Origin of the sequence: Thermoleptolyngbya sp. M55_K2018_002 (assembly GCF_015295965.1) — a bacterium.
Taxonomy (GTDB): Bacteria; Cyanobacteriota; Cyanobacteriia; order Elainellales; family Elainellaceae; genus Thermoleptolyngbya; species Thermoleptolyngbya sichuanensis.
Genome location: NZ_DVEA01000097.1, coordinates 1 through 19792, shown reverse-complemented (window position 1 = coordinate 19792; position 19792 = coordinate 1). Strand labels below are relative to the sequence as shown.

Genomic DNA, 19792 nt, shown 5'->3' with positions numbered 1-19792 from the left:
CCTGCTTCAACACGCCATCACGCCCGCCCGCCGATCACAGAACTTGACACGTCATCCCGCGTTTGTTGCGCTAAAGTTTCTGAATCGGAGTTTGTGCAACATCCTGGGATTTCGTCATGCTAGGCTTTTTCACCAAGTCGGATTATCTGCTGCGAGAGACGCTGCTGGGGCTACGGCGGGGCGGCTGGATGAACTGGGCCGCCATCAGCACAATGACCGTGCTGCTGTTTTTGTTTGGCATCAGCTTGCAAGCGTCGTGGCAATTGGAAGGGTTGCTGAATCAGTTTGGTAGTCAGCTTCAGGTGTCTGTATTTCTTCAGTCGGGGGTTCAGGCTAGCATGCTTGCGCCCCAAGTGCAGTCCATGCCGGAGGTGGCAGAGGTTGTGCCTGTTTCCAAGGAAGAAGCCTGGGAGCGGCTGGTGAAGGAACTAGGCATTTCCGACATTCGCGGCGCGACGCAGCAGTTGAATGGCAACCCGCTGGTGGACGAGCTAAAGGTGCGGGCGCGGAGTTCTGAGAGCGTGGCGACATTGGCGCAGCGGCTCGAAAAAACGCCGGGGGTGGATGCGGTGCAATATGTCGATGAGGCGGTGCGCCGCATTGCTCAACTGCATAAGGGCTTGAGTTGGATTAGCGCGGGGATTATTACCGTGCTAACGCTGACGGCGATCGCCGTTCTAACCACGACGATTCGTCTTATTGTCATGGCTCGCCGCCGCGAGATTGAGGTCATGCAGTTAGTTGGGGCAACGTCTGCCTGGATCTATCTGCCGTTTATTTTGCAGGGCCTAGCGTTTGGCGTGGTGGGGGCGATCGCCTCTTGGGGCCTCATTTCGGGCGTTCAGAGCTTTATTCGTGAACTGCTCAGCCAGCAGGCAGACTTCATTCAGTTTTTGACCGAAGGACTCCGCCTCAGCCCAGAAAAAGCGCTCATCTTGCCGCTAGCATTGCTGGCCCTGGGTAGCTCCGTTGGGCTGCTCGGCAGCCTGTTTGCGGTGCGCCGTTTCGCCACCCGCTAAGCACCCTTCCGCGTCCAGCCGCCACGATTATCCCAAATCCTTATCCCAAATCCGTCTTCGAAGCAATCCAGATTCCCGTATCGCCTGAAGCAGCAATTGCCACACAGGGTCAAACTCGCGACGGATTTTTGTTTTTGAACGGGCTTTATGATTGCTTCAGAATGACGGCTTCAGGCTAGAATGCTATGTGGGTCATGACTTAACACTTAAATTTTCGAGGTCACCATGAAGTTGATTGCTCAAATTTCACGGAGTCTAAGTCTTGCCCTCTTCGCGCTTGTGCTGATGGTTGGCAGCTTTGTGGCAGTGGTGTCTCCCGCTGCGGCTGAAACCTTCACCGTCAAGATGGGAGCCGATAGCGGCTTGCTCCAGTTTGAGCCTGCCAATATCACCGTTCATCCTGGCGATACCGTGAAGTGGGTGAATAACAAGCTCCCTCCCCATAACATTCTGTTTGATGAGAAGCAAGTTCCCGGCGCTAGCAAAGATTTGGCCGATAAACTGAGCCATAGTCAGCTAATGTTCTCTCCTGGCGAGTCCTACGAGGTTACTTTCTCTAGCGATTTCCCTGCCGGAACCTACACCTATTACTGCGCTCCTCACCGGGGGGCTGGCATGGTGGGCAAGATCACGGTTGAAGGCTAGTTTCCCTTCCCGTAGCTTCAACCCGTAGCTCCAGAATGTGTGGCGCTTGACGCACGTCTACACATGGCTTGCTCTAGTCAAACTTGATTCAGAATTAGGGCTTGTGAGGCCAGCTTGGTTGATGGTTGTCATCGACCTTTCTTGGGGCACAAGCCTTAATTGTTCTTTAACTGATGGAGAGAATACTCCGGCAAGTTTTGATGCACCTTAAGCAATATCGTTCGCAATAGATATTCCCCCCTGAGCGTCCCCATAGTAGAGTACTCGGTATGAGTTAGCCGGAAAATTTCTTGTGGTTCCCTTAAACGACAACAATCCAACCCGAATCACCCCCTATGTCACCTACGGGTTGATTATTGCGAACGTTCTGGTCTTTTTGTATGAGATTTCGCTGTCGCAGCCAGAGCTAGAGCGGTTTCTGCAAACCTGGGCAGTCGTGCCTCGCCAGCTTACAGCGAGCTTTGGAGATGGCACGGCAGCAATCTCTTCTACGCCCGTTCCAGAATGGGTCACGCTGTTTACTTCTCAGTTTCTCCACATCGGCTTTTTGCATCTGGCGGGCAATATGCTCTACCTGTGGCTCTTCGGTAACAACATTGAAGACAAGCTGGGGCATGGCAAGTTCTTGGTTTTTTATCTGGCCTGCGGGGCGCTGGCGGCGTTGTGCCAATGGTTTGTTGCGTCGGGATCAGAGATTCCCTCGCTGGGCGCGAGTGGGGCGATCGCCGGAGTGATGGGAGCCTACATTCTGCGATTTCCCAAGGCACGAATTCTAACGCTCGTGCCGTTGGGAATTATCCTGATTCCGTTCCGCATTCCGGCACTGCTGTTCCTGGGCTTTTGGTTTGTGATGCAGGCGTTCTCTGGTCTGGCCAGCCTAAGCGTGACCACGGCAGCGGAAACAGGCGGCATTGCCTACTGGGCCCACGCGGGCGGCTTTATTTTTGGCATGATTTTGGGGCCGCTGCTGGGGCTGTTTAGTGATGGCACTCGCGAGTTTCGTTGAGGCGCGTGTGGGTCGAGCTAGGATAGGAAGGGAAGAGGGAAGAACGAAGAACGAAGAACGAAGAGCGAGGTTTTTGGGGGTGCTTGGTCGCCTGATTGAAGTTCGGAGATCCGGCTATGTGTTTGGAGCGGGCGATCGCTATACTGCATGAAAGTACCTTTACGAGGGTGCTGTTTTAGAATTGCGGGGAACTGGGTGACGGCCGATTCGTGCCATACTTGGCGATTCCCGGTTTTCCTGTAGACAAAACTAGACCATATTTTTTAGATCATACTCCTTAGACAAGTCCAGACAAGTCCTATGACCTCTTACGCAACTGCTTCTGCCAGAGCCGATTTAAGCGAACTGCGCCGACTGAAATCGCTGTTGCCGCCTGAGTTGCGGAGCTGGGTAACGATCGAAGCGTCGCCTGGAGTCAATCCGCCGCTGATCACCAGCGAGGAGATTGGCAAAGATCAGGTCGAGGTTCAAGTCGATCTGGCCAAGTGGGATGCGCTGGCGCTGGATCAGCGAAACCTGCTGTTCTGGCATGAGGTGGCCCGCATCCAAAACGACACCATTCCTAAGGATGGCTGGGAAATGGCGGCTTTGGCCATTGGCCTGGGCGGCGCGGTTGGCGAACTGTGGGTTCAAGATGGGCTGCTGCTGCTTTTGGCCCTGGGGCTGTGCGGCGTGTCAGGCTGGCGGCTCTATGCCCGAAACAATGGCGAGAAGACGCTGCGAGAGGCAATTGAAGCCGATGAAAAGGCGATCGCCCTGGCGACGCGCTTTGGCTATTCTCTGCCCAATGCCTACAAGAGCCTGGGCAGTGCGCTCAAGATTCTGGTAGAGCAAAGCAAGAACAAAAAGGAGCGCCGCCGCTACGAGCTGCGCCTGGACGCGCTGAAGAAGAGTGCTGCTAAGGCAAAAGCTCGCTCGAAGGGAGAAGCGTACTAAGACTTTGTGACGCTTGACGGCTTCAGGTGAACCCGTTTCCGGTTGACCCGTGAGAAGCTTTTTAAAAAACCTGTAAAAAATGCGATCGCCTTTCATGAGTGCGATCGCATTTTTTTGCTTTCTCTGTTCGAGCAGACCTTTCTGGCAGACCTTTCTAAGTGCTGAAAGTCTGAGCGCTTAACGGCAGCCTTATTTGTTAGAAGCCGTTTCAGAAAGCTGGTACGCATTTTCCAGGTCTGCAATAGACTTGGCCGGAGTGCCGCCCCACATTGCCGTCAGCCAGCCCGACAACAGCGCATCCACCGAAAACAGGCCCGCACCGTTGATGGTGAAGAACAGGAACACGGCTGCATAGAGCGTCGAGAGTTCCAGGTAGGGAATGCTCAAGCCTGCCACCTTAACATGGTGATACATGGCAACCAGCATCGTCGAGAACAGGCCCAGCGCAGCGGGGCGAGTGAACAGGCCTAGCGCCACCAGTGGCGATGCCAGCAGTTCGGTGTAGGCAGCAAGGTAGCTGAAGAAAATCGGGAACGGCAGCCCAATCACCTTGACATAGGCTTCTGCGAAGCTGGGAATGTCGGACAGCTTATCGAGTCCATTATGGATCATCACCACACCAGCAATCACACGAAGCACTGTCCAGGCAAGTTGTGAGGGATAGTTCGGCGTGAGGTTTGGACGGAGGACGGCGGACAATAGCCCGGTGGCACGCTGGATTGTATTCATAGGGGGTGCGACTGGAGGTAAACGAGATTAAAGTGGACACATATCTTCATTAAGTAATATAACGAAAATTAATAGTCAAGACCAGTTCCCAAATGCAAATTCTCGGTGAGATTTCCCCACCTCGAATCTGCATCTTGCATGAACTCTATTGCAAGGCGGCATTGCAAGGCGGCATTGCAAGGCGGCCCTATTGAACGGCAGACTGACTCAACGGCGGCCCTACTGAACGGCAGCCCTTAAGCTTCAAGCACCCAGCCCAAATTCCAGCCCTTTGGCACAGTCGCGGCCCTGACGTTTTGCATCTTGTAAGGCTTTCTCGGCGCGTTGCAGCACGCTGCGGGCGTTGCGATCGCCCCTGGGATCTTGCTGCGCCACACCAAAACTAACGGTGACCGAAACCGGCCCCGCCGATGTGTCAAACGGGTGGCCATGAATCGCATTCAGCAGACGCTCGGCCACGTCTAGCGCGGCGGTCAGCGAGGTGCGCGGCAGGATGATGGCAAATTCTTCGCCGCCGTAGCGATAGGCCAGCGTGCCCTGGCGCAACTGACGACGCAGGCGCTGAGCAAGCTGGCTCAAAATTTGGTCGCCGACGCTGTAGCCATAGGTCTCGTTAATCAGCTTGAAATAGTCGATATCGCAAATAATCAGGCTAAAGGGCGGTTGCACCGTCCACAGCGCTGGCCGACTCAATTGTTGAAGCTCCTGATCAAAGGCTTCGGCATTGAGCAACTGCGTCAGCGAATCGCGCAGGGGCGTTTGGGGAACCATGACTTGCAGCCGCAGCGCCGCAGTTTGCCGATGGGAATCGTGGTGGTGTTGGGCGCTGGCGAGGGCGATCGCCGTATGGTCGCCCACCTGCCGCACGGTTTGCACCTCGTCCAGCGCATACCACCGGACTTTGAAGTAATCTAGCAGGCAGATGGCCCCAAAGAAATCGGACTGGATCAGGATTGGGATCAGCAGCGCAGACGTTGCGCCCATCTGTTGCAGCCAGTGTTGCAGACTGCTGGAGGTGGCATCGGGGCGCACGGTCAAGTAAGACGCTCCGCCGTCTAGGAAGGTGTCGATTACGGGCTGCCAGACCTCGCTGCGCTCCAGTTCTAGCGCAGGCAACGCCACTTGCGATCGCTCCCAGTGAGCCACTGGCGCAACGCCTGTCGCCTGGAGCCGCATCACCAAGCAGCGATCGCCCATTAGCCCCTGGCCCAACTCAGCAGCAATTTGCTGCAAAATGTCATCTGTTTCCAAACCAGAATTCAGCAGGTGGGCAATCCGGCCCATCAGGGCGATCTGTCGCTGCGATCGCTCAAACTTTTCTCGCCACAGCAGCGAACTATATGTCAACCCAAGCTCATTAGCTAGCCGCTTGATTAAGCTAACATCGTGAGCCGTCCAGCCCTCCAGTTGATTGACTTGATTGACATTGGCAGAGTCTCCTGGCGGCGCGATCGCAGCAGGGCTGCTCAGGTCTGAGTCTTGGGCTGGGTCAGACAGGATCGAGTCTTGGGGCGATCGCCGGACTTGCAGCAGCAGTTGCAGATTGCCGCGAGTCCCGCTGTGGGCTTCTGGAGTCAATCCATCCAGATCAAACGCCTGCGCCAAAATTGGCACGATCAGGTCGCCTGTCTCTAGCTGGGTCAGCCGGGGCGCGTCGAGTTGGTCAATCAGCCATGCTGGAAAGTTCCTCGGCACATAGCAGGCGATCGCCCCCTCATCCTGCGCGGGCTGCTCAGTGTCAGAATCGGCATCAGAATCAGCATCACAATCGGCGGGATGAGGGGCAGCAGGCTCTACCCCAGCAGGCTGAACCTCCACATCATGGAGCATGGCCCCTGCCCCCGGTGAACCATACACGCGAGACTCACCCGGTTCGCCCTCCAGAGCCGTCCACAGCAAACACTCGACATGGAAGTAGGAGGCGATCGCCTGAACAGCCCTTCGCAGCAGCAAATCGGTGGGGCTTGGGGGAGCGATCGCCCGCTCCTCAATGCTGACCAGTTGTTTTAAGGGTTTCACTTTTTCACCAAACAGCCTGCGCCGCTCAAAGCGCAGAGGACAGAAAAAACGCCCAAACTCAAACCCGAAACCTCAAACTGCGCTCAAACACTCGCTCAAAAGTCCACTGAGCTAGATACCTGGCTAATCGCAAACCTAGAACCGACCTAGCAATAGCTCACAATAGAAGCCTAGCCCCAATCGCAGCCCTCCGACATCCTCCAATGAGAGGGTATCAGTATCCTCCCAAGGGATACACGCCTGTAAGTAAAGCTAAATGCGCTAAGCTAAATGCGCTGTTCCAACTATTCGTCTTTGAGCGTCGGATCTTGTTTGCTCTTTGGTTTCATATTGTTTAGCGAAACGGCCGCCGCTTGCGACAAAATTTTGTGAATTTCATCTGGTGTGAGATCACGCGGCGGCGGCGCAGATTTTTGCGGCTGTGCGGCGGTCTGGCGCGGCTTATCCGACCAGCCACATTTCATGCAAACCTGACGACCCGAAGACTTCAGCGGCGGCCCCAACCGATGCTGGCATTTTGGGCAATTGTCGAGTGGCATAGGCAATTGGCAGCAAATCAACGAAACACGTCAGTCAGAGCAACCAGGATTAACGGCGAGGTCAAACTAGCCTGCCCCCTCCAGTCTGCTAAGACTATCCTTGCTTAAATCATAGAATAGCCTCCCGACGCGGCAGGCTGCTTGAAATTTAGAATGCCCCAATACTCCATAACCCACTGCTCCATAAAAGGAGAAGGCTCGTCTCAGTTGGCTAGGAGCCGCAAGACGAGCCTCACACTTGTAGTTTTCACACGGATCTCAAAACAATTGAATAGTTGGGGTTGATCTTAGGATTTGTTCTTGCGATTCGTTCTTGGGAGTCGCCGTTGAACACACCTGCTGCGGATTGCGCTTGAGAAAGGATAGAGAGAACGCCGTTTCGCCTTCTCTCAGTTCACCTTCTCTCAGGCAAGCTTTTGGGCAAGCCTTGGCTCAATCAACCCAGAGGACTTATTGCTCGGCACTGCCCACCAATTCCAGGCTGTCGGGATCTACGTAGTGACAAGTCGCGTCATCCACGCAGATCAGCGCCCAACCCGATTGGTCAATCCCCATGAACTTGTATTGACCTTCCTGGATGAAAAAGCCCTTGTGATTGCGAGTATCCGGCTTTACTTCGACATTGTCATGCGACATAGCTGCCAACTCCTTGAATATGAATATGCTTTGTGGGCGATAAGTCATAGCCGAAACTTATCACCGATTTCATGAAATCCTATCATCCGTCTTGCTGAATCATAGTTAAAAGTCTTGAGGAAAGATTGCGTCTTCTAAATAATTAAATGATTGTGTAAGTGCCCCAATCCAAAACGGTAAAACCTCCATTCTCTATCGGGTTGAGCAATATTAACCCGGCAGAAAATGGAGGCAGTACAGCAGTTCAAACTATTAAGCGTTGTAACTCAGCCCTCGAACAACCACGACTGGACGCGCTTTAGGCTCTTCCAGTCGGGGCGGCGGCTTAACCCTTCTTTAAAGTTGCCTTCGACTTCTTCTTTGAGTTCGGGGGCGATCGCCACGATTTGCCCTGCGATTTCCACATGCTCCCGCACGCCCTTGCTGGCGGTTTCCAGCATGGCGATCGCCAGATTGACTCGCGCCTGTGGGTCTTGAGGGTTTAGCTTGACGGCTTTTTGAGCAGCCTTCTGGGCAGGCGTGGGCTTGCTGTCCAGTAGGTATAGCCACGAGAGGCAGGTCCAGGCGGCGCTACTCTTGGGCGAGCGATCGCACACTTCCTTGAACAGCGGAATCAATGCTTCTGGGCCTTCACCCGCCTGATAGCGCTGCACCCCCTGTTCAAACAATTCTTCGACGGTCAGTTCGGTCATGGTTCAACGGATAGTTTCTAACTTAGGAGTTCTAGCTTAGGAGTTCTAACTTGGGAGTTCTAAGCTTAGGAGAACGATTTCCCACAGCCGCAGGTTTGGTTGGCGTTGGGATTGGTGAACTGGAAGCCGCCGCCAATCATCGCGTCGCTATAGTCCAGCACCAGCCCGTAGAGGTACAGCATACTCTTGGGGTCGCAGACGACCTTAAACCCGTCATAGTCAAACACTTCGTCGGTGGGCTGGATGTTGTTGGGATCTTCAAAATCCATCATGTAGGACATGCCAGAGCAGCCGCCCTGGCGCACGCCCACCCGCAGACAAAGATCCTTGCCCTGCTTTTCGCGCAGTTGCAGCACATGCTGAAGCGCTGCGTCGGTCATCAAGATACCGCGCTGTTGGGATTGTGGTGCTTGAGTGGTCATGGGCTTGAAGCTCTCCTTGGCGAGGTAAATGAACTTCTCAAACGTTTCCAGAAAGACTTGAGGTAAAGACACGCAAACGGCTCACAGGTCGGTTTTAGCGCTGCGAGCGTGAATTTATGCTAACAAAACCTGGGTTCTTCGGTCTGCCGAATCATCTAGGACTAGTATCATTTAGCATCTAGATATGCCGTATATGCCGTTGAGCAGGCTTCCAATAGCCAAGTTTTCAAAGACGGTGTATGCAGTTTGCAGAATCGCTATATCTACCCAGCCCTACTGGGCTTGCTCTGGTTAGACTATGACACCATTGACTCCATCCACTCGGCGACGGCTGCAACAATTGCCCCAGCTTTCTAGCGTGTGGGAGGGCGATCGCCGGACGCTGATGCCAGAGATTGCCGAAACCCTTGATGCCGACGATATGCAAGGGGACTGCATTCTCTGGGTGGATGGGGTGGAAGAAGTCGTGCGGGCTATGGATGTTGTCCCCAGCGAAACTGGCTCGGAAGCCATCGTGCGAACCCTGCTGCGAGCGATGGAAAATCCCCACAGCGGTAGCGCTCGACCCGGACGACCCCAGCGCATTTTGGTGCGCGATCGCGAGCTTCAGTTTTTTCTGCGCGGCGTGCTGCAAGGCCTAGATATCGCCGTGGAATATGTCGCTGAGTTGCCGATTATCGACGAAATCTTCTACGGCTTGCAGGATGCCGCCCGCCAGCGCCCGCCGTCGCTGCCCCCGGACTATGCCAGTGCTGTGCTAAAAGCAGCAGCAGAAATCTGGCAGGATGCCCCGTGGGAAAACCTGGATGAAGAAAAGATTTTTGCGGTCGAGCTAAACTATGGCGATGTGGGCACGCTCTACATTTCCATCTTGGGGCTGATGGGCATGGAGTTTGGCGTGTTGATGTATCGCTCTATTGAATCGCTCAAGCAGTTTCGCCAGCAGGTGATTGCTGCCGAAGATTCGCCCCGCGACTTGCAGCAGGCCTTTTTGCAGCAGGACTGCCTTTTCCTCACCTTTGACCCAGCAGACGAGGAGTTTTTGGACAACGGGAACGGCCTCATCGAGTTGCACTCGGAGGAGTTGGGAGAGGTGCGCCTGGAAGCATTGGGGGAGATGAGCGAAATGATTCCGACCTTCGGCAATCTGCACCCGCTGGAGGGAATGCGGTCGGTGCTGTACGACGAAGAGGCGATCGCCGTTTTGCTCACCCTCCAAGCACTCCACAAGTTTTTTGGGCAGCACCTCGATCGGCTCAGCCCAGAAACCTTTCCGGCGTTGACCAAGAGCTATCGTCTGCCCGATCCCAAAAATCCCAAAGCAAAAGTCTCGGTCAAAGTGTCTACCTTGCCCGATGTAGCCGCAGAACTGGCAGAAATGTCGGGCAGCGACCCTTCCGACTATATGGACTATCTCAACTCGCTGGAGGTCTTGGAAGATGATTCGGAGCCAGTGCCCGTCTTGCTAGACGACTTGGTGCCCAAAGATGCGATGTACAGTCTGGGGGCAATCCCCACTACGCTGATTGAAACGCTGCGCCTGAGGGTGTCCCATCACCAGCCTGGCCCCGCCCCGCTCCCTGCCAAAGCCAGCGAGTTTCCCGTTATCATGATCCAAACTTCGCGCCCCAAGGCAAATGAACTGCTGACTGAAATTCAAGCGTTTGGCGGCGTGAAAGGCATTTCCTTCAACCCTGGCGAAGACCCCTCCAGCCAGAGCCGCTACGACCTCGCCATTTTGCACACCAACGACGGCAAGATGCATTTGCTGGGCGAGTTTCGTGATAGAGACCCGGTTCACCTTGCAGCGCGGCGCAAGTGGGATCAGCGCTGCAAAAAGACCAAGGGACAGTGTGGGCTGGTCGTGGCAATGGGGCTGACGGGCAAATCTCGCGGCAACCCGGCTCTGCAACACATGCTGGGCTTTTTTGAAGCGCGATCGCTCTCTTCCGAAGAAGTTGGACTGGGGACGCTCCAGCTTCTACCAGGATTATTTGACGAGCTTTAGCCCACCAAACTCTAGCTCGCCAAACTTTAGCCCACCCAAGCCCCCAAACTTTAGCCTGCCAAGTCTCTAGCTCAGCAGGAGCAGGACTGATGCACTTGCGATAGGTTTTCTGGGTTTTGGACGATTTTTCGCGGGCGCAGTCCGCGAAAAATCGTCCAACTGCGTAAGACCTACAGGGGATCAACAGGCTTGACAAGCGTGCCCCTGTTGCCCCTAGATGTCCACCTGTGGATGGGGGCATCGCCTCGGAATCCCTTCTGCCTAAAGAACTGTAACAGTTCCTCAAGAATTTGATTCGGGGATTCAAACCCAGTGATACGATGCGTAAAAACTGTTCAGGGAAATACTTTTCATGACAGAGACGCTTACTGGACAAACGCCCAAATTCGGCGGCAGCACCGGCGGCCTGCTGAGCAAAGCTGATACTGAAGAAAAATACGCCATCACGTGGACCAGCCCCAAGGAGCAGGTCTTTGAAATGCCCACGGGCGGCGCGGCCATTATGAACCAGGGTGAAAACCTGCTCTATCTGGCCCGCAAGGAGCAGTGCATCGCGCTGGGTGGGCAACTTCGCACGAAGTTCAAGCCCAGGATCGAGGACTACAAGATCTATCGTGTTTATCCCAACGGTGAGATCCAGTACCTCCATCCGGCCGATGGCGTGTTCCCCGAAAAGGTGAACCAAGGCCGCCAGCAGGTGGGTACGGTGATGCGGAACATTGGCAGCAACCCCGACCCTGCCACGGTCAAGTTCAGCGGACGCAAGACCTTCGATCCTTAGGCGATCGCCCTTGGTCTGTCCTCATTTCTGGTCTAAACTTCTTGGTTTAATTTCTGTCTAATCTCTATAGGTTTTCGCGACGGGGCAGGCTCAGGTCTGCCCTCTTTTTTTGCGGGTTTCCTCTTAGAATGGGGGGTCAGAGGTTAGGGAGTGGTCGGCAGGGGGAAGTTCCGCCTTCACCCCCATACTTGCCCTCTCACCGGTTTCTAATCTCCTCACCCAACCCCTTATCACTCCTTTCCCAATGATCCTCCCTGATTTTCAGCACTTCACCGAACTCGCCGCTCAGGGCAACTTTGTCCCGGTGTATCAGGAGTGGGTCGCCGATCTGGATACGCCCGTGTCGGCGTGGTTTAAGGTGTGTGCGGGGCAGCCCTACAGCTTCTTGCTGGAGTCGGTGGAAGGGGGCGATCGCGTCGGGCGCTATAGCTTTGTGGGCTGCGATCCGCAGTGGGTGCTGGAGGCGCGGGGGTCTCGTACCGTGCAAACCCATCGGGATGGCGCTCAGGTCGCCTTCGAGGGCGATCCGTTTGAAGCGCTGTCGGCCTGTTTGGAACCCTATCACCCGGTGACGCTGCCGCAGCTTCCGCCGGGAATTGGCGGCTTGTTTGGCTTTTGGGGCTACGAGCTAATCCACTGGATCGAGCCACGGGTGCCTGTGTTTGCTGCCCAGGAAGACGACACGCCGGACGGGCTGTGGATGCAGATCGATCACCTGCTGGTGTTTGACCAAGTGCAGCGCAAGATCTGGGCGATCGCCTATGCCGATTTGCGCGACCCGGCCACTGATTTGCAAGCGGCCTATGAGCAGGCGGGCGATCGCGTCCGGCAGATGGTAGAAAAGCTGCAACTGCCGCTGGCAGGCAAAGACACGATTTTGGAATGGACCCCACCGAGAAAAGACGCTGGCGCAAAGGCAGACGCAGGATCTTTGCCACCCGACTACCGCAGCAACACGACGAAGGAGCAATTCTGCGCCAATGTGGTCAAAGCAAAGGACTACATCCGCGCGGGAGACATCTTCCAGGTGGTGATTTCCCAGCGGCTTTCGACGCAGTATCGTGGCGATTCCTTCTCGCTCTATCGCTCGCTGCGGCTGATCAACCCTTCGCCCTACATGGCCTATTTCCACTTCCCCACCTGGCAAATTATTGGTTCTAGCCCAGAGGTCATGGTGAAGGCAGAAAACGGCGAGGGTGGAAGGATTGCCACGGTGCGCCCCATCGCAGGAACCCGGCCGCGTGGCAAAACCCCCGCCGAAGATCATGCGTTTGCCGAAGATTTGCTGCAAGACCCGAAGGAAATTGCCGAACACGTCATGCTGGTAGACCTGGGGCGCAACGATCTGGGGCGCGTGTGCAGCAGCGGCACAGTGCGCGTGGATGAACTCATGGTGATCGAGCGCTATTCCCACGTCATGCATATCGTCAGCAACGTGGTAGGCTGCCTCGCGCCTGGAAAAACCGCGTGGGAACTGCTGAAGGCCTGCTTTCCGGCGGGCACCGTCAGCGGCGCACCCAAGATTCGCGCAATGGAAATTATCCATGAACTGGAGAGCAACCGTCGCGGGGTCTACTCCGGAGCCTACGGCTATTATGACTTTGAGGGGCAACTGAATACGGCGATCGCCATCCGCACAATGGTCGTCCGCAATCAGCCCGACGGCTCCTCGACCGTCAGCGTGCAGGCAGGCGCAGGCCTCGTCGCCGACTCTGACCCCGAAAAGGAATATCAAGAAACCCTGAACAAGGCGCGGGGAATGCTAGAGGCAATCCGCTGCTTGCGACAGGGCTAGGCAATCGAGATTGGGTCAGTCCTGCTAGTTAATCACCTGCGCCTGGGTGCTGATGGGTTCAGCAACAGGGGCGGCCAAGGGTGTGGGCAGCGCGACGGGCTGCGCGGTGGCGGGGGCAAGCTGTTTGGCGGCTTGCTGCACCAGGGTTTGCAAAAAGTCCGTGCGCTGGTTGTTTTGAAACACGGCCTTGATGGCCTGAAGCAGGCGATCGCGCTTCAGGGCAAATTCGCCCGCCGGGGCCGCCGTGGAACTTTGCTCCTCAAAGTAGGCGACTAAGCTGAGGCCAGCGACACGGGTCAGATACGCCGCACTCACGCCTTGCAGCGCCCCGCCCACAGCAAAGGTAGCCAGGTGGCTCTTCAGCAGGGGAGCGATCGCCTGGGTAGACACTTCTACCAGCCCTAGCTTCAGCATCACTTCGGCCATCGTGGTGGCGATCGCCTTCGCCTGCTCCGCCGAAAACGCCTGCTGATAGACCTTGCCCAAGTCCATCACCATCTGTGCGTTAATCGCGCCCGTTGCCAGCAAATCCAGGCTTGGCACTGGCGTGGCAAAGGCGGCCGCGCCCGCAATCCACTGTGCCTGTTCGATCAAAGGCATCGCGCGATCGCGGCGCAACTGGTTCAGCGCTGCCAAAATCTCAGCCTTCAGCGCAGCGGCGCGACGCAGAACCGTGTTCAGCACCAACTGCGGCCCCGCCACCGAGACGATTCCCGTCAGCCGCTCGGTCAGCGCCGAGACATCGGGCGCAGGCTGCTCTAGCGTTTCCTGAATCGTGCCGTCGGCCTGATGCTGACGCACTTTTAATGGTGCAGGCGCAGCGGTAATGGCAACCACTTCCTGCACCGGCACCTGCCCCAGCAGCCGCTCCCGAATTTGCTGGAGAATCAGCGGGCGATCGCCCGGTAGGTATTGATCCTGCTTGTTAAACGCCAGCACGATGCGCTGCTGCTGGCGCGACAGTTCCTTCAATACCTGAAATTCTGAGTCCGTGATGTCGCCTGCTGTGACGAAGACCACCAGATCGGCCGCCGCGGCCAGGGCAACCTCTGATGCGGCATCTAGCTCATCAAACAGCGCGGGCGTATCGGTCAGCGTCACTGTTTGGGGCACATTGGGCAGCCAGTCGGCAGTGAGGCGCTCGGCAAGCGTGGTTTTGCCAACGGACTTGCCGCCGATCAGGGCAACATTCAGCGCGTCACGGTCTAGCTCGGTTTTGAGGAGGGCGAGGCGATCGCGCCAGTGTTGCGGAGCAATATCGCGCAGACCGGGTTGCAGCGACAGCGCAACGGTGCTGGCGGTCGGGCTGCTGGAGGTCGTTGCCGATTCTCGCTCTAGCTGATCCAGCAGCGGCTCCAGCGCCCTCAGCGCTTGCTCAACGGTGGCGCGATCTAGCGGAGCAGTGGTGTCCAACTCTGGCGCGGGCTGCTGTTGCCGAAACCACCACAGGCCGCCCCCCAGGGCGATCGCCCCCCAAACAATCGTTTCGCCCCAGTGCGCCCCGGTGGGATGCCCCAGTTGCAGCAACCAGGCACTTGCCGTCAGCCCCACACTCCCCACCACCAACGGCCGCCGAATCTTAGGAACCATGCTCGTTTCACCGCTTTCGCATCACCTGTTCTATTCTACCGGGCTGGCTGAAGGCGCTGGGAGTGCGGAGTCCTCTACAAAATTCAGGCAGTTTTCCCCTGAAAATCGCAAAAAGCAGGAAAACTGCGTCATGAATAGGACTTACGCAATTGGACAATTTCTCGCGGACGCATCTCGCGGGCGCATCCCGCGAGAAATTATCTAAACCCCAAAGAACTGATCGCAAGTGCAGAAGTCCTGATCAAAACAGATGATTTTTGCATCCGAAAAAGCATCCGAAAAAAAGAGAAGCCAGCTTTCACACTGACCCCTCCTGACATAGAAACCCACTACAGGGATCAAATTTGGTGGCGGGAAGTGGATTTGAACCACTGACCTTCGGGTTATGAGCCCGACGAGCTACCAGGCTGCTCTATCCCGCGTCGCCTTTTCAAGTATAGCGAAAGATTGGCGGGTGTGGCCAGGTTTTTCGGAAAACTCTTGAAAAACGCTTAGAAAACTCGCCGCAACGCTTGACTAAATCTAGTCAGGGTGGGGCTTTTGTTGAACATTTGTTGAACAATGTGGGAGTGTAACGGAGAGGGCGATCGCATCCGATTCGACCGGCCTATCCATCCTGCTGATTTTTTACCTGTTGATCTTGTGAACAAGGAGGACAAAGGCAATGACTCAAGCCGTCAACCCCACCTCCAGCAGTGAGCTGCGCGACATTGTCCGCGATCAGCTCCAATTGCTGCTGGAGCAAAAAAACTACGAAGGCGCAAAAATGCTGCTGGTTCCGGTTCCTCCTGTAGATATTGCCGAGGCCATTCAGGGATTGTCGAAGCCCATGCAAATGCTGGCGTTTCGCCTGTTGAGCAAATCAGAGGCGATCGCCGTTTATGAATATCTCGACAGCGACGTGCAGCAATCGCTCCTCGAAGAATTTCGCGACCAAGAAGCGCTCGACATTGTGGAGAGCATGGCTCCAGACGATCGGGCCAACCTGTTCGACGAAATGCCAGCTAACTTGGTGCGGCGGGTGCTAGCCCAACTCGACCCCAGCGAACGTCAGGCCACGGCACTGCTGTTGGGCTACAAGCCCGACACCGCTGGCCGCGTCATGACCCCCGAATTCATTTCAGTGCGGGCCGATATGACCATCAGCCAGGCCCAAGAGCGCATTCGAGAACTGGCCCGCGACAAAGAAGTGGCTTACTACGTCTACGTCACCGATCCAGTCAAGCGGCTGTTGGGCACTGTGTCGCTGCGCGATCTGATTTTGGCATCGCCCGATCAGCGGGTAGAAGACGTGATGGAGCGCGACGTGATCTTTGCACGAGCCGATGTAGACCAGGAAGAAGTGGCGCGGCTGATTCAGCGCTATGACCTGCTGGCACTGCCGATTGTGGATCAGGAGGGCATTCTGCTGGGCGTGGTAACCGTGGACGATGTGATCGACATCTTAGAAGAGGAAGCGACGGAAGATATTTACGCTATCGGCGGCGTGCGGGCTGAAGGCGAAAGCTACTTCGACAGCGGCTTTTTGTCAATCTTGAAAAAGCGATCGCCCTGGCTACTGGTGCTGGTGGTGACAAACATTGCCACCGTGTTCATCATGTCGCAGTACGAAGAGGTGCTAGACAGCGTGGTGGAACTCGCCTTCTTCACACCGCTGCTAATCGACACGGGCGGCAATATCGGGGCGCAGTCTTCAACGGTGCTGATTCGCGGGCTGAGTACCGATGAGCTGCGAAACAAGAAGCCTGCACGGGTGATTTTGCGAGAACTGTTTGCTGGGGCCGCGCTGGGGCTGGTGTTGGCAGTACTGGTGTTAGGCATTGCGATGGTATTTGTCGGCAAGATCGAGATTGGGTTGACTGTCGGCCTAAGTTTGATTGCGATCGCTGCACTGGCTGCCACAGTCGGTACACTTCTGCCCTACCTGTTCCACAAAATGGGCTTTGATCCGGCATTCATGGCATCGCCGTTTATCACTACAGTTGCCGATATTCTGGGGATTTTGATCTACCTCAACATCGCCAAGCTGTTGCTGAACATTGGCTAGACATCTCCGTTCACTCCTTCGACTACTCTTTCGACCAATACTCTGGCCGGATTGCTCTGGCCGGATTGCTCTGGCTAGACTGCTCCGCCTTTGCAAAAAGTTCATATCCTCAAGCACGGCAAACCAATCCTGGAATCATAGTATGATTGCTATCAACAGGTATTTGATGATTGAATTAAGTCTATAGTTTTGGCTCACGCCATACAGGACTGGTCGAGGCGATCGCCGAAGGGATTGGGCTACGGCGGGGTCTGGAGTCGGGCTTAGTTTGGGCAAGGAGGATGCTGTGTTAGAGGCCTTTGTAATTGCCACTGTTTTGTGTGGATTCTTTGGCATCGTCTTCAAAAAGAATCTGGTGATGAAAATCATCTCGATGGACGTGATGAGTACGGGCGTGATTGCCTATTACGTGCTGATTGCTTCACGAGAGGGCTTGAAAACGCCAATTCTGACCGAGGGACTGGACAACGCAGCAAGGATTGCCTATGCCGACCCCGTGCCCCAAGCCGTGATCTTGACCGCGATTGTGATTGGATTCTCCATCCAGGCGCTGATGTTGGTCGGCATTATGAAACTGGCGCGAGACAACCCCATTTTGGAGGCCAACGAGATTGAAAGGGGGAACACGCCATGAACCATCTCACCGGCCTCTTGGAAGGGTTCAATGGGTGGATGAGTGGGTTTTCGTTTAGCAGCCCGATTGCCACGGATCTGAGCATTAGCAACGCCACGATGAGTCGTTTGACCATTGGCTGGGTGGCGTTGCCGCTGTTTGCTGGATTTGTGGTGTACCTGATCCCCCGTCTGGCTCGCCCTCTGGCGCTGGCAGCAGCACTCGCCTCTGCAGTTTACGCCACGCTGCTGTTTCTACGCGAAGTGCCGCTCAGTTTTGGGCTGCTGGATCGGTTTGGCGTGACGCTGCTGCTCGACCCGCTCAGCGGATTTTTCATTTTTACCAACGCCCTGGTAACGGCAGCCGTGATTCTCTACTGCTGGGATACAGGCAAGTCGGCGTTTTTTTATACCCAACTCACGATTTTGCACGGCAGCGTCAACGCGGCGTTTGCCTGTGCCGATTTTATGAGCCTCTACGTGGCGCTGGAGGTGATTAGCATTGCGGCGTTTCTGCTGATTGCCTATCCCCGGAGCGATCGCTCGATTTGGGTGGGCTTGCGCTATCTCTTTGTCAGCAATACGGCGATGCTGTTTTACCTGATGGGGGCGGTGCTGGTTTACCAAGCGAATCACTCCTTTGCCTATGTGGGGTTGAGCCGTGCGCCACTGGAGGCGATCGCCCTGATTTTTTTGGGGCTGCTGGTGAAGGGTGGCGTGTTTGTCGCGGGGCTATGGCTGCCGCTCACCCATTCGGAATCAGAGTCGCCCGTGTCGGCGCTATTGTCAGGCGTGGTAGTGAAGGCAGGGATTTACCCGCTGATGCGCTGTGCCCTGCTGCTGCCCGAAATTGATCCGATGGTGCGGGTGTTTGGCGTAGGCACTGCCTTGCTGGGCGTGGCCTATGCTGTGTTTGAAAAAGACACCAAGCGGCTACTGGCGTTTAGCACGGTGTCGCAGTTGGGCTTTGTGCTGGCAGCTCCAGAAGTGGGCGGGTTCTATGCGCTGACCCACGGACTGGTGAAGTCGTCTCTGTTTCTAACGGTGGGCAACCTGCCCAGCCGCAGTTTCAAGGAGCTACAGCAAGTGCCGATTCGCAGATCGCTGTGGATTGCGCTGGCGATCGCCAGTTTCTCGATTTCTGGCTTTCCGCTGCTGTCGGGCTTTGGCGCAAAAGTGCTGACGATGAAGAGCCTGCTGCCGTGGCAGGTCGTTGGCATGAATCTGGCAGCCGTTGGAACGGCGATCGCCTTTGCAAAGTTTATCTTTCTGCCCCATCGCCAATTTCCACCAGACTCCCAGAGCCAGCCGCTCAAGCCCGGATTTTGGGCGGCGATGCTGGTGCTGCTGGGTGGATTGGTGCTGGCTAACGCGGTCTACTACGAAGCGTATACGGTCGAAAATGTCGTGAAGCCGCTGCTCATTATTGGAATTGCCTGGATTGCCCACAAACTGATCTTCCGGCAAGCCAATGTCAAACTTCCCCGCACGGCTGAAAAGTTCGAGCATTTAATCGGCGGCATGAGCTTAATGTTAATCCTCGTATTCTGGATGGTCTTTGCATGGGTGGCAAACTAGCTCGGCAGCTTATCTTACGGCTCACAATTTGGTTTTTGCTCACCGCAAATTTGAGCTTGGCAAATATCGTGATCGGCGTAACCGTGGCGCTGCTGTTGCCCCGGGGCGATACGGGTCGAAACGACCGCCTCAGCGAGTGGCTGCGGGTGTTGTTCAAGGTGTTTGCGTCTATTCCTCAAGCCTATGCCGAAGCCTTTGAAATGATTCTCCGTCCCCACAAACGTGAGGAAATTGTTTTGCAGCATGTGCAGCCTCGGCGATCGCCCCATCTTCTGTTTCTAGACATTTTTCTGATTACTTTCACGCCCAAAACTATTGTGCTGAAATATCACGAAGCGGGCTGGTTTGAAGTGCATCGCGTGACGCGAGGGGGGCACTCATGAAACTCATTCTCCTGATCATGTTGGTGGCGTTGCTGATTCCACTTTATGAAGCATGGCAAGACGATAATATCTGGCAAAAAATGTTAGCTTTTGCCAGCATTGCCACCAAAACCTCAATCATGATTTTGATTGTGTCGATCTTGCAAGACGACTGGATGATCGGCGTAGTGGGTGTGCTAATTCTGAGCGTGGGAAATGCGGGCTTGATGCTGCTGGCTCACGTCATCAAACGGCTCAATGACCTGTCACAAACTCTCTAGAAAACTAGAGGGAAACCTGTGTAGCGCTGTAGAACTTTTGTCTAAGAGGGTGTTTGAAAAGGTATCGCCTGTAATGTTAAGCACTCAGAGATCCC

Annotated in this window: 19 protein-coding genes and 1 tRNA gene; 12 read left to right on the top strand and 8 right to left on the bottom strand. The window is 55.5% G+C overall.

The annotated features are described in order from the left end of the window. The first annotated feature begins 116 nt into the window (after positions 1–116). The 4 genes from IGS51_RS05100 (at position 117) to IGS51_RS05085 (ending at position 3606) form a co-directional block, all read left to right on the top strand. Entirely contained in the window at positions 117–1019 is a 903-nt protein-coding gene (locus tag IGS51_RS05100) for an ABC transporter permease (protein WP_297076734.1), read from the top strand. A gap of 225 nt (positions 1020–1244) precedes the next feature. Then, complete coding sequence (gene petE, locus IGS51_RS05095) at positions 1245–1664, top strand: plastocyanin (protein WP_297076732.1); 420 nt, start codon at positions 1245–1247, stop codon at positions 1662–1664. A 292-nt stretch (positions 1665–1956) separates the two neighbouring features. Next, the gene (locus IGS51_RS05090; RefSeq protein WP_297076729.1) at positions 1957–2670 is read left to right on the top strand and encodes a rhomboid family intramembrane serine protease; all 714 of its coding nucleotides are present in this window, start codon (positions 1957–1959) and stop codon (positions 2668–2670) included. Positions 2671–2970: 300 nt separating this feature from the next. Next, on the top strand, positions 2971–3606 hold the full coding sequence (locus IGS51_RS05085) for a DUF3318 domain-containing protein (protein ID WP_172355067.1): 636 nt from the start codon (positions 2971–2973) through the stop codon (positions 3604–3606). Positions 3607–3795: 189 nt separating this feature from the next. Here IGS51_RS05085 and IGS51_RS05080 read toward each other — a convergent pair whose 3' ends face one another. From IGS51_RS05080 to IGS51_RS05055, 6 genes are all read right to left on the bottom strand, one after another. Continuing rightward, positions 3796–4335, bottom strand: a complete 540-nt coding sequence (locus IGS51_RS05080) for a DoxX family protein (RefSeq protein ID WP_297076726.1) — start codon at positions 4333–4335, stop codon at positions 3796–3798. Positions 4336–4578: 243 nt separating this feature from the next. Further along, entirely contained in the window at positions 4579–6354 is a 1776-nt protein-coding gene (locus IGS51_RS05075; RefSeq protein ID WP_297076723.1) for a diguanylate cyclase, read from the bottom strand. Between the two features lie 284 nt (positions 6355–6638). Beyond that, complete coding sequence (locus IGS51_RS05070) at positions 6639–6893, bottom strand: hypothetical protein (RefSeq protein ID WP_277774407.1); 255 nt, start codon at positions 6891–6893, stop codon at positions 6639–6641. A gap of 450 nt (positions 6894–7343) precedes the next feature. Beyond that, positions 7344–7529 carry a hypothetical protein gene (locus IGS51_RS05065; RefSeq protein ID WP_172355073.1) on the bottom strand — a complete coding sequence of 62 codons (186 nt, stop codon included), beginning with the start codon at positions 7527–7529 and terminating at the stop codon, positions 7344–7346. A gap of 266 nt (positions 7530–7795) precedes the next feature. Next, positions 7796–8221: a hypothetical protein gene (locus IGS51_RS05060; protein WP_297076718.1), complete on the bottom strand. Its 426-nt coding sequence runs from the start codon at positions 8219–8221 to the stop codon at positions 7796–7798. A 65-nt stretch (positions 8222–8286) separates the two neighbouring features. Then, a complete protein-coding gene (locus IGS51_RS05055) occupies positions 8287–8643 on the bottom strand; it encodes an iron-sulfur cluster assembly accessory protein (protein WP_068516864.1) in 357 nt (118 codons plus the stop codon). Positions 8644–8941: 298 nt separating this feature from the next. On the opposite strand from IGS51_RS05055, the gene IGS51_RS05050 reads away from it, so the two are divergent. The 3 genes from IGS51_RS05050 to IGS51_RS05040 all read left to right on the top strand — a co-directional run bounded on the left by IGS51_RS05050 (position 8942) and on the right by IGS51_RS05040 (position 13227). After that, on the top strand, positions 8942–10651 hold the full coding sequence (locus IGS51_RS05050) for a hypothetical protein (RefSeq protein WP_297076715.1): 1710 nt from the start codon (positions 8942–8944) through the stop codon (positions 10649–10651). 352 nt (positions 10652–11003) lie between these two features. After that, complete coding sequence (locus IGS51_RS05045; RefSeq protein ID WP_297076712.1) at positions 11004–11432, top strand: photosystem I reaction center subunit II PsaD; 429 nt, start codon at positions 11004–11006, stop codon at positions 11430–11432. Positions 11433–11676: 244 nt separating this feature from the next. Continuing rightward, the gene (locus tag IGS51_RS05040; protein ID WP_297076709.1) at positions 11677–13227 is read left to right on the top strand and encodes an anthranilate synthase component I family protein; all 1551 of its coding nucleotides are present in this window, start codon (positions 11677–11679) and stop codon (positions 13225–13227) included. A gap of 24 nt (positions 13228–13251) precedes the next feature. Here IGS51_RS05040 and IGS51_RS05035 read toward each other — a convergent pair whose 3' ends face one another. Both IGS51_RS05035 and IGS51_RS05030 read right to left on the bottom strand, forming a co-directional pair. Then, positions 13252–14817 (bottom strand): DUF697 domain-containing protein, encoded by a 1566-nt coding sequence (locus IGS51_RS05035; protein WP_297076707.1) that lies wholly within the window; start codon positions 14815–14817, stop codon positions 13252–13254. Positions 14818–15162: 345 nt separating this feature from the next. Beyond that, positions 15163–15239, bottom strand: a tRNA-Met gene (locus tag IGS51_RS05030). Between the two features lie 242 nt (positions 15240–15481). Between IGS51_RS05030 and mgtE the strand changes: the two genes are divergently transcribed. From mgtE to IGS51_RS05005, 5 genes are all read left to right on the top strand, one after another. Further along, complete coding sequence (gene mgtE / locus IGS51_RS05025; protein WP_297076705.1) at positions 15482–16864, top strand: magnesium transporter; 1383 nt, start codon at positions 15482–15484, stop codon at positions 16862–16864. Positions 16865–17150: 286 nt separating this feature from the next. After that, positions 17151–17498, top strand: coding sequence for a cation:proton antiporter subunit C (locus tag IGS51_RS05020; protein ID WP_297076701.1), 348 nt, complete (start codon positions 17151–17153; stop codon positions 17496–17498). A 98-nt stretch (positions 17499–17596) separates the two neighbouring features. Continuing rightward, positions 17597–19054, top strand: a complete 1458-nt coding sequence (locus tag IGS51_RS05015; RefSeq protein ID WP_297076737.1) for a cation:proton antiporter — start codon at positions 17597–17599, stop codon at positions 19052–19054. Beyond that, positions 19039–19437, top strand: coding sequence for a Na+/H+ antiporter subunit E (locus IGS51_RS05010; RefSeq protein ID WP_297076699.1), 399 nt, complete (start codon positions 19039–19041; stop codon positions 19435–19437). The genes IGS51_RS05015 and IGS51_RS05010 overlap by 16 nt, the downstream gene beginning before the upstream one ends. Then, entirely contained in the window at positions 19434–19697 is a 264-nt protein-coding gene (locus tag IGS51_RS05005) for a hypothetical protein (RefSeq protein WP_172355091.1), read from the top strand. The genes IGS51_RS05010 and IGS51_RS05005 overlap by 4 nt, the downstream gene beginning before the upstream one ends. Positions 19698–19792 lie beyond the last annotated feature (95 nt).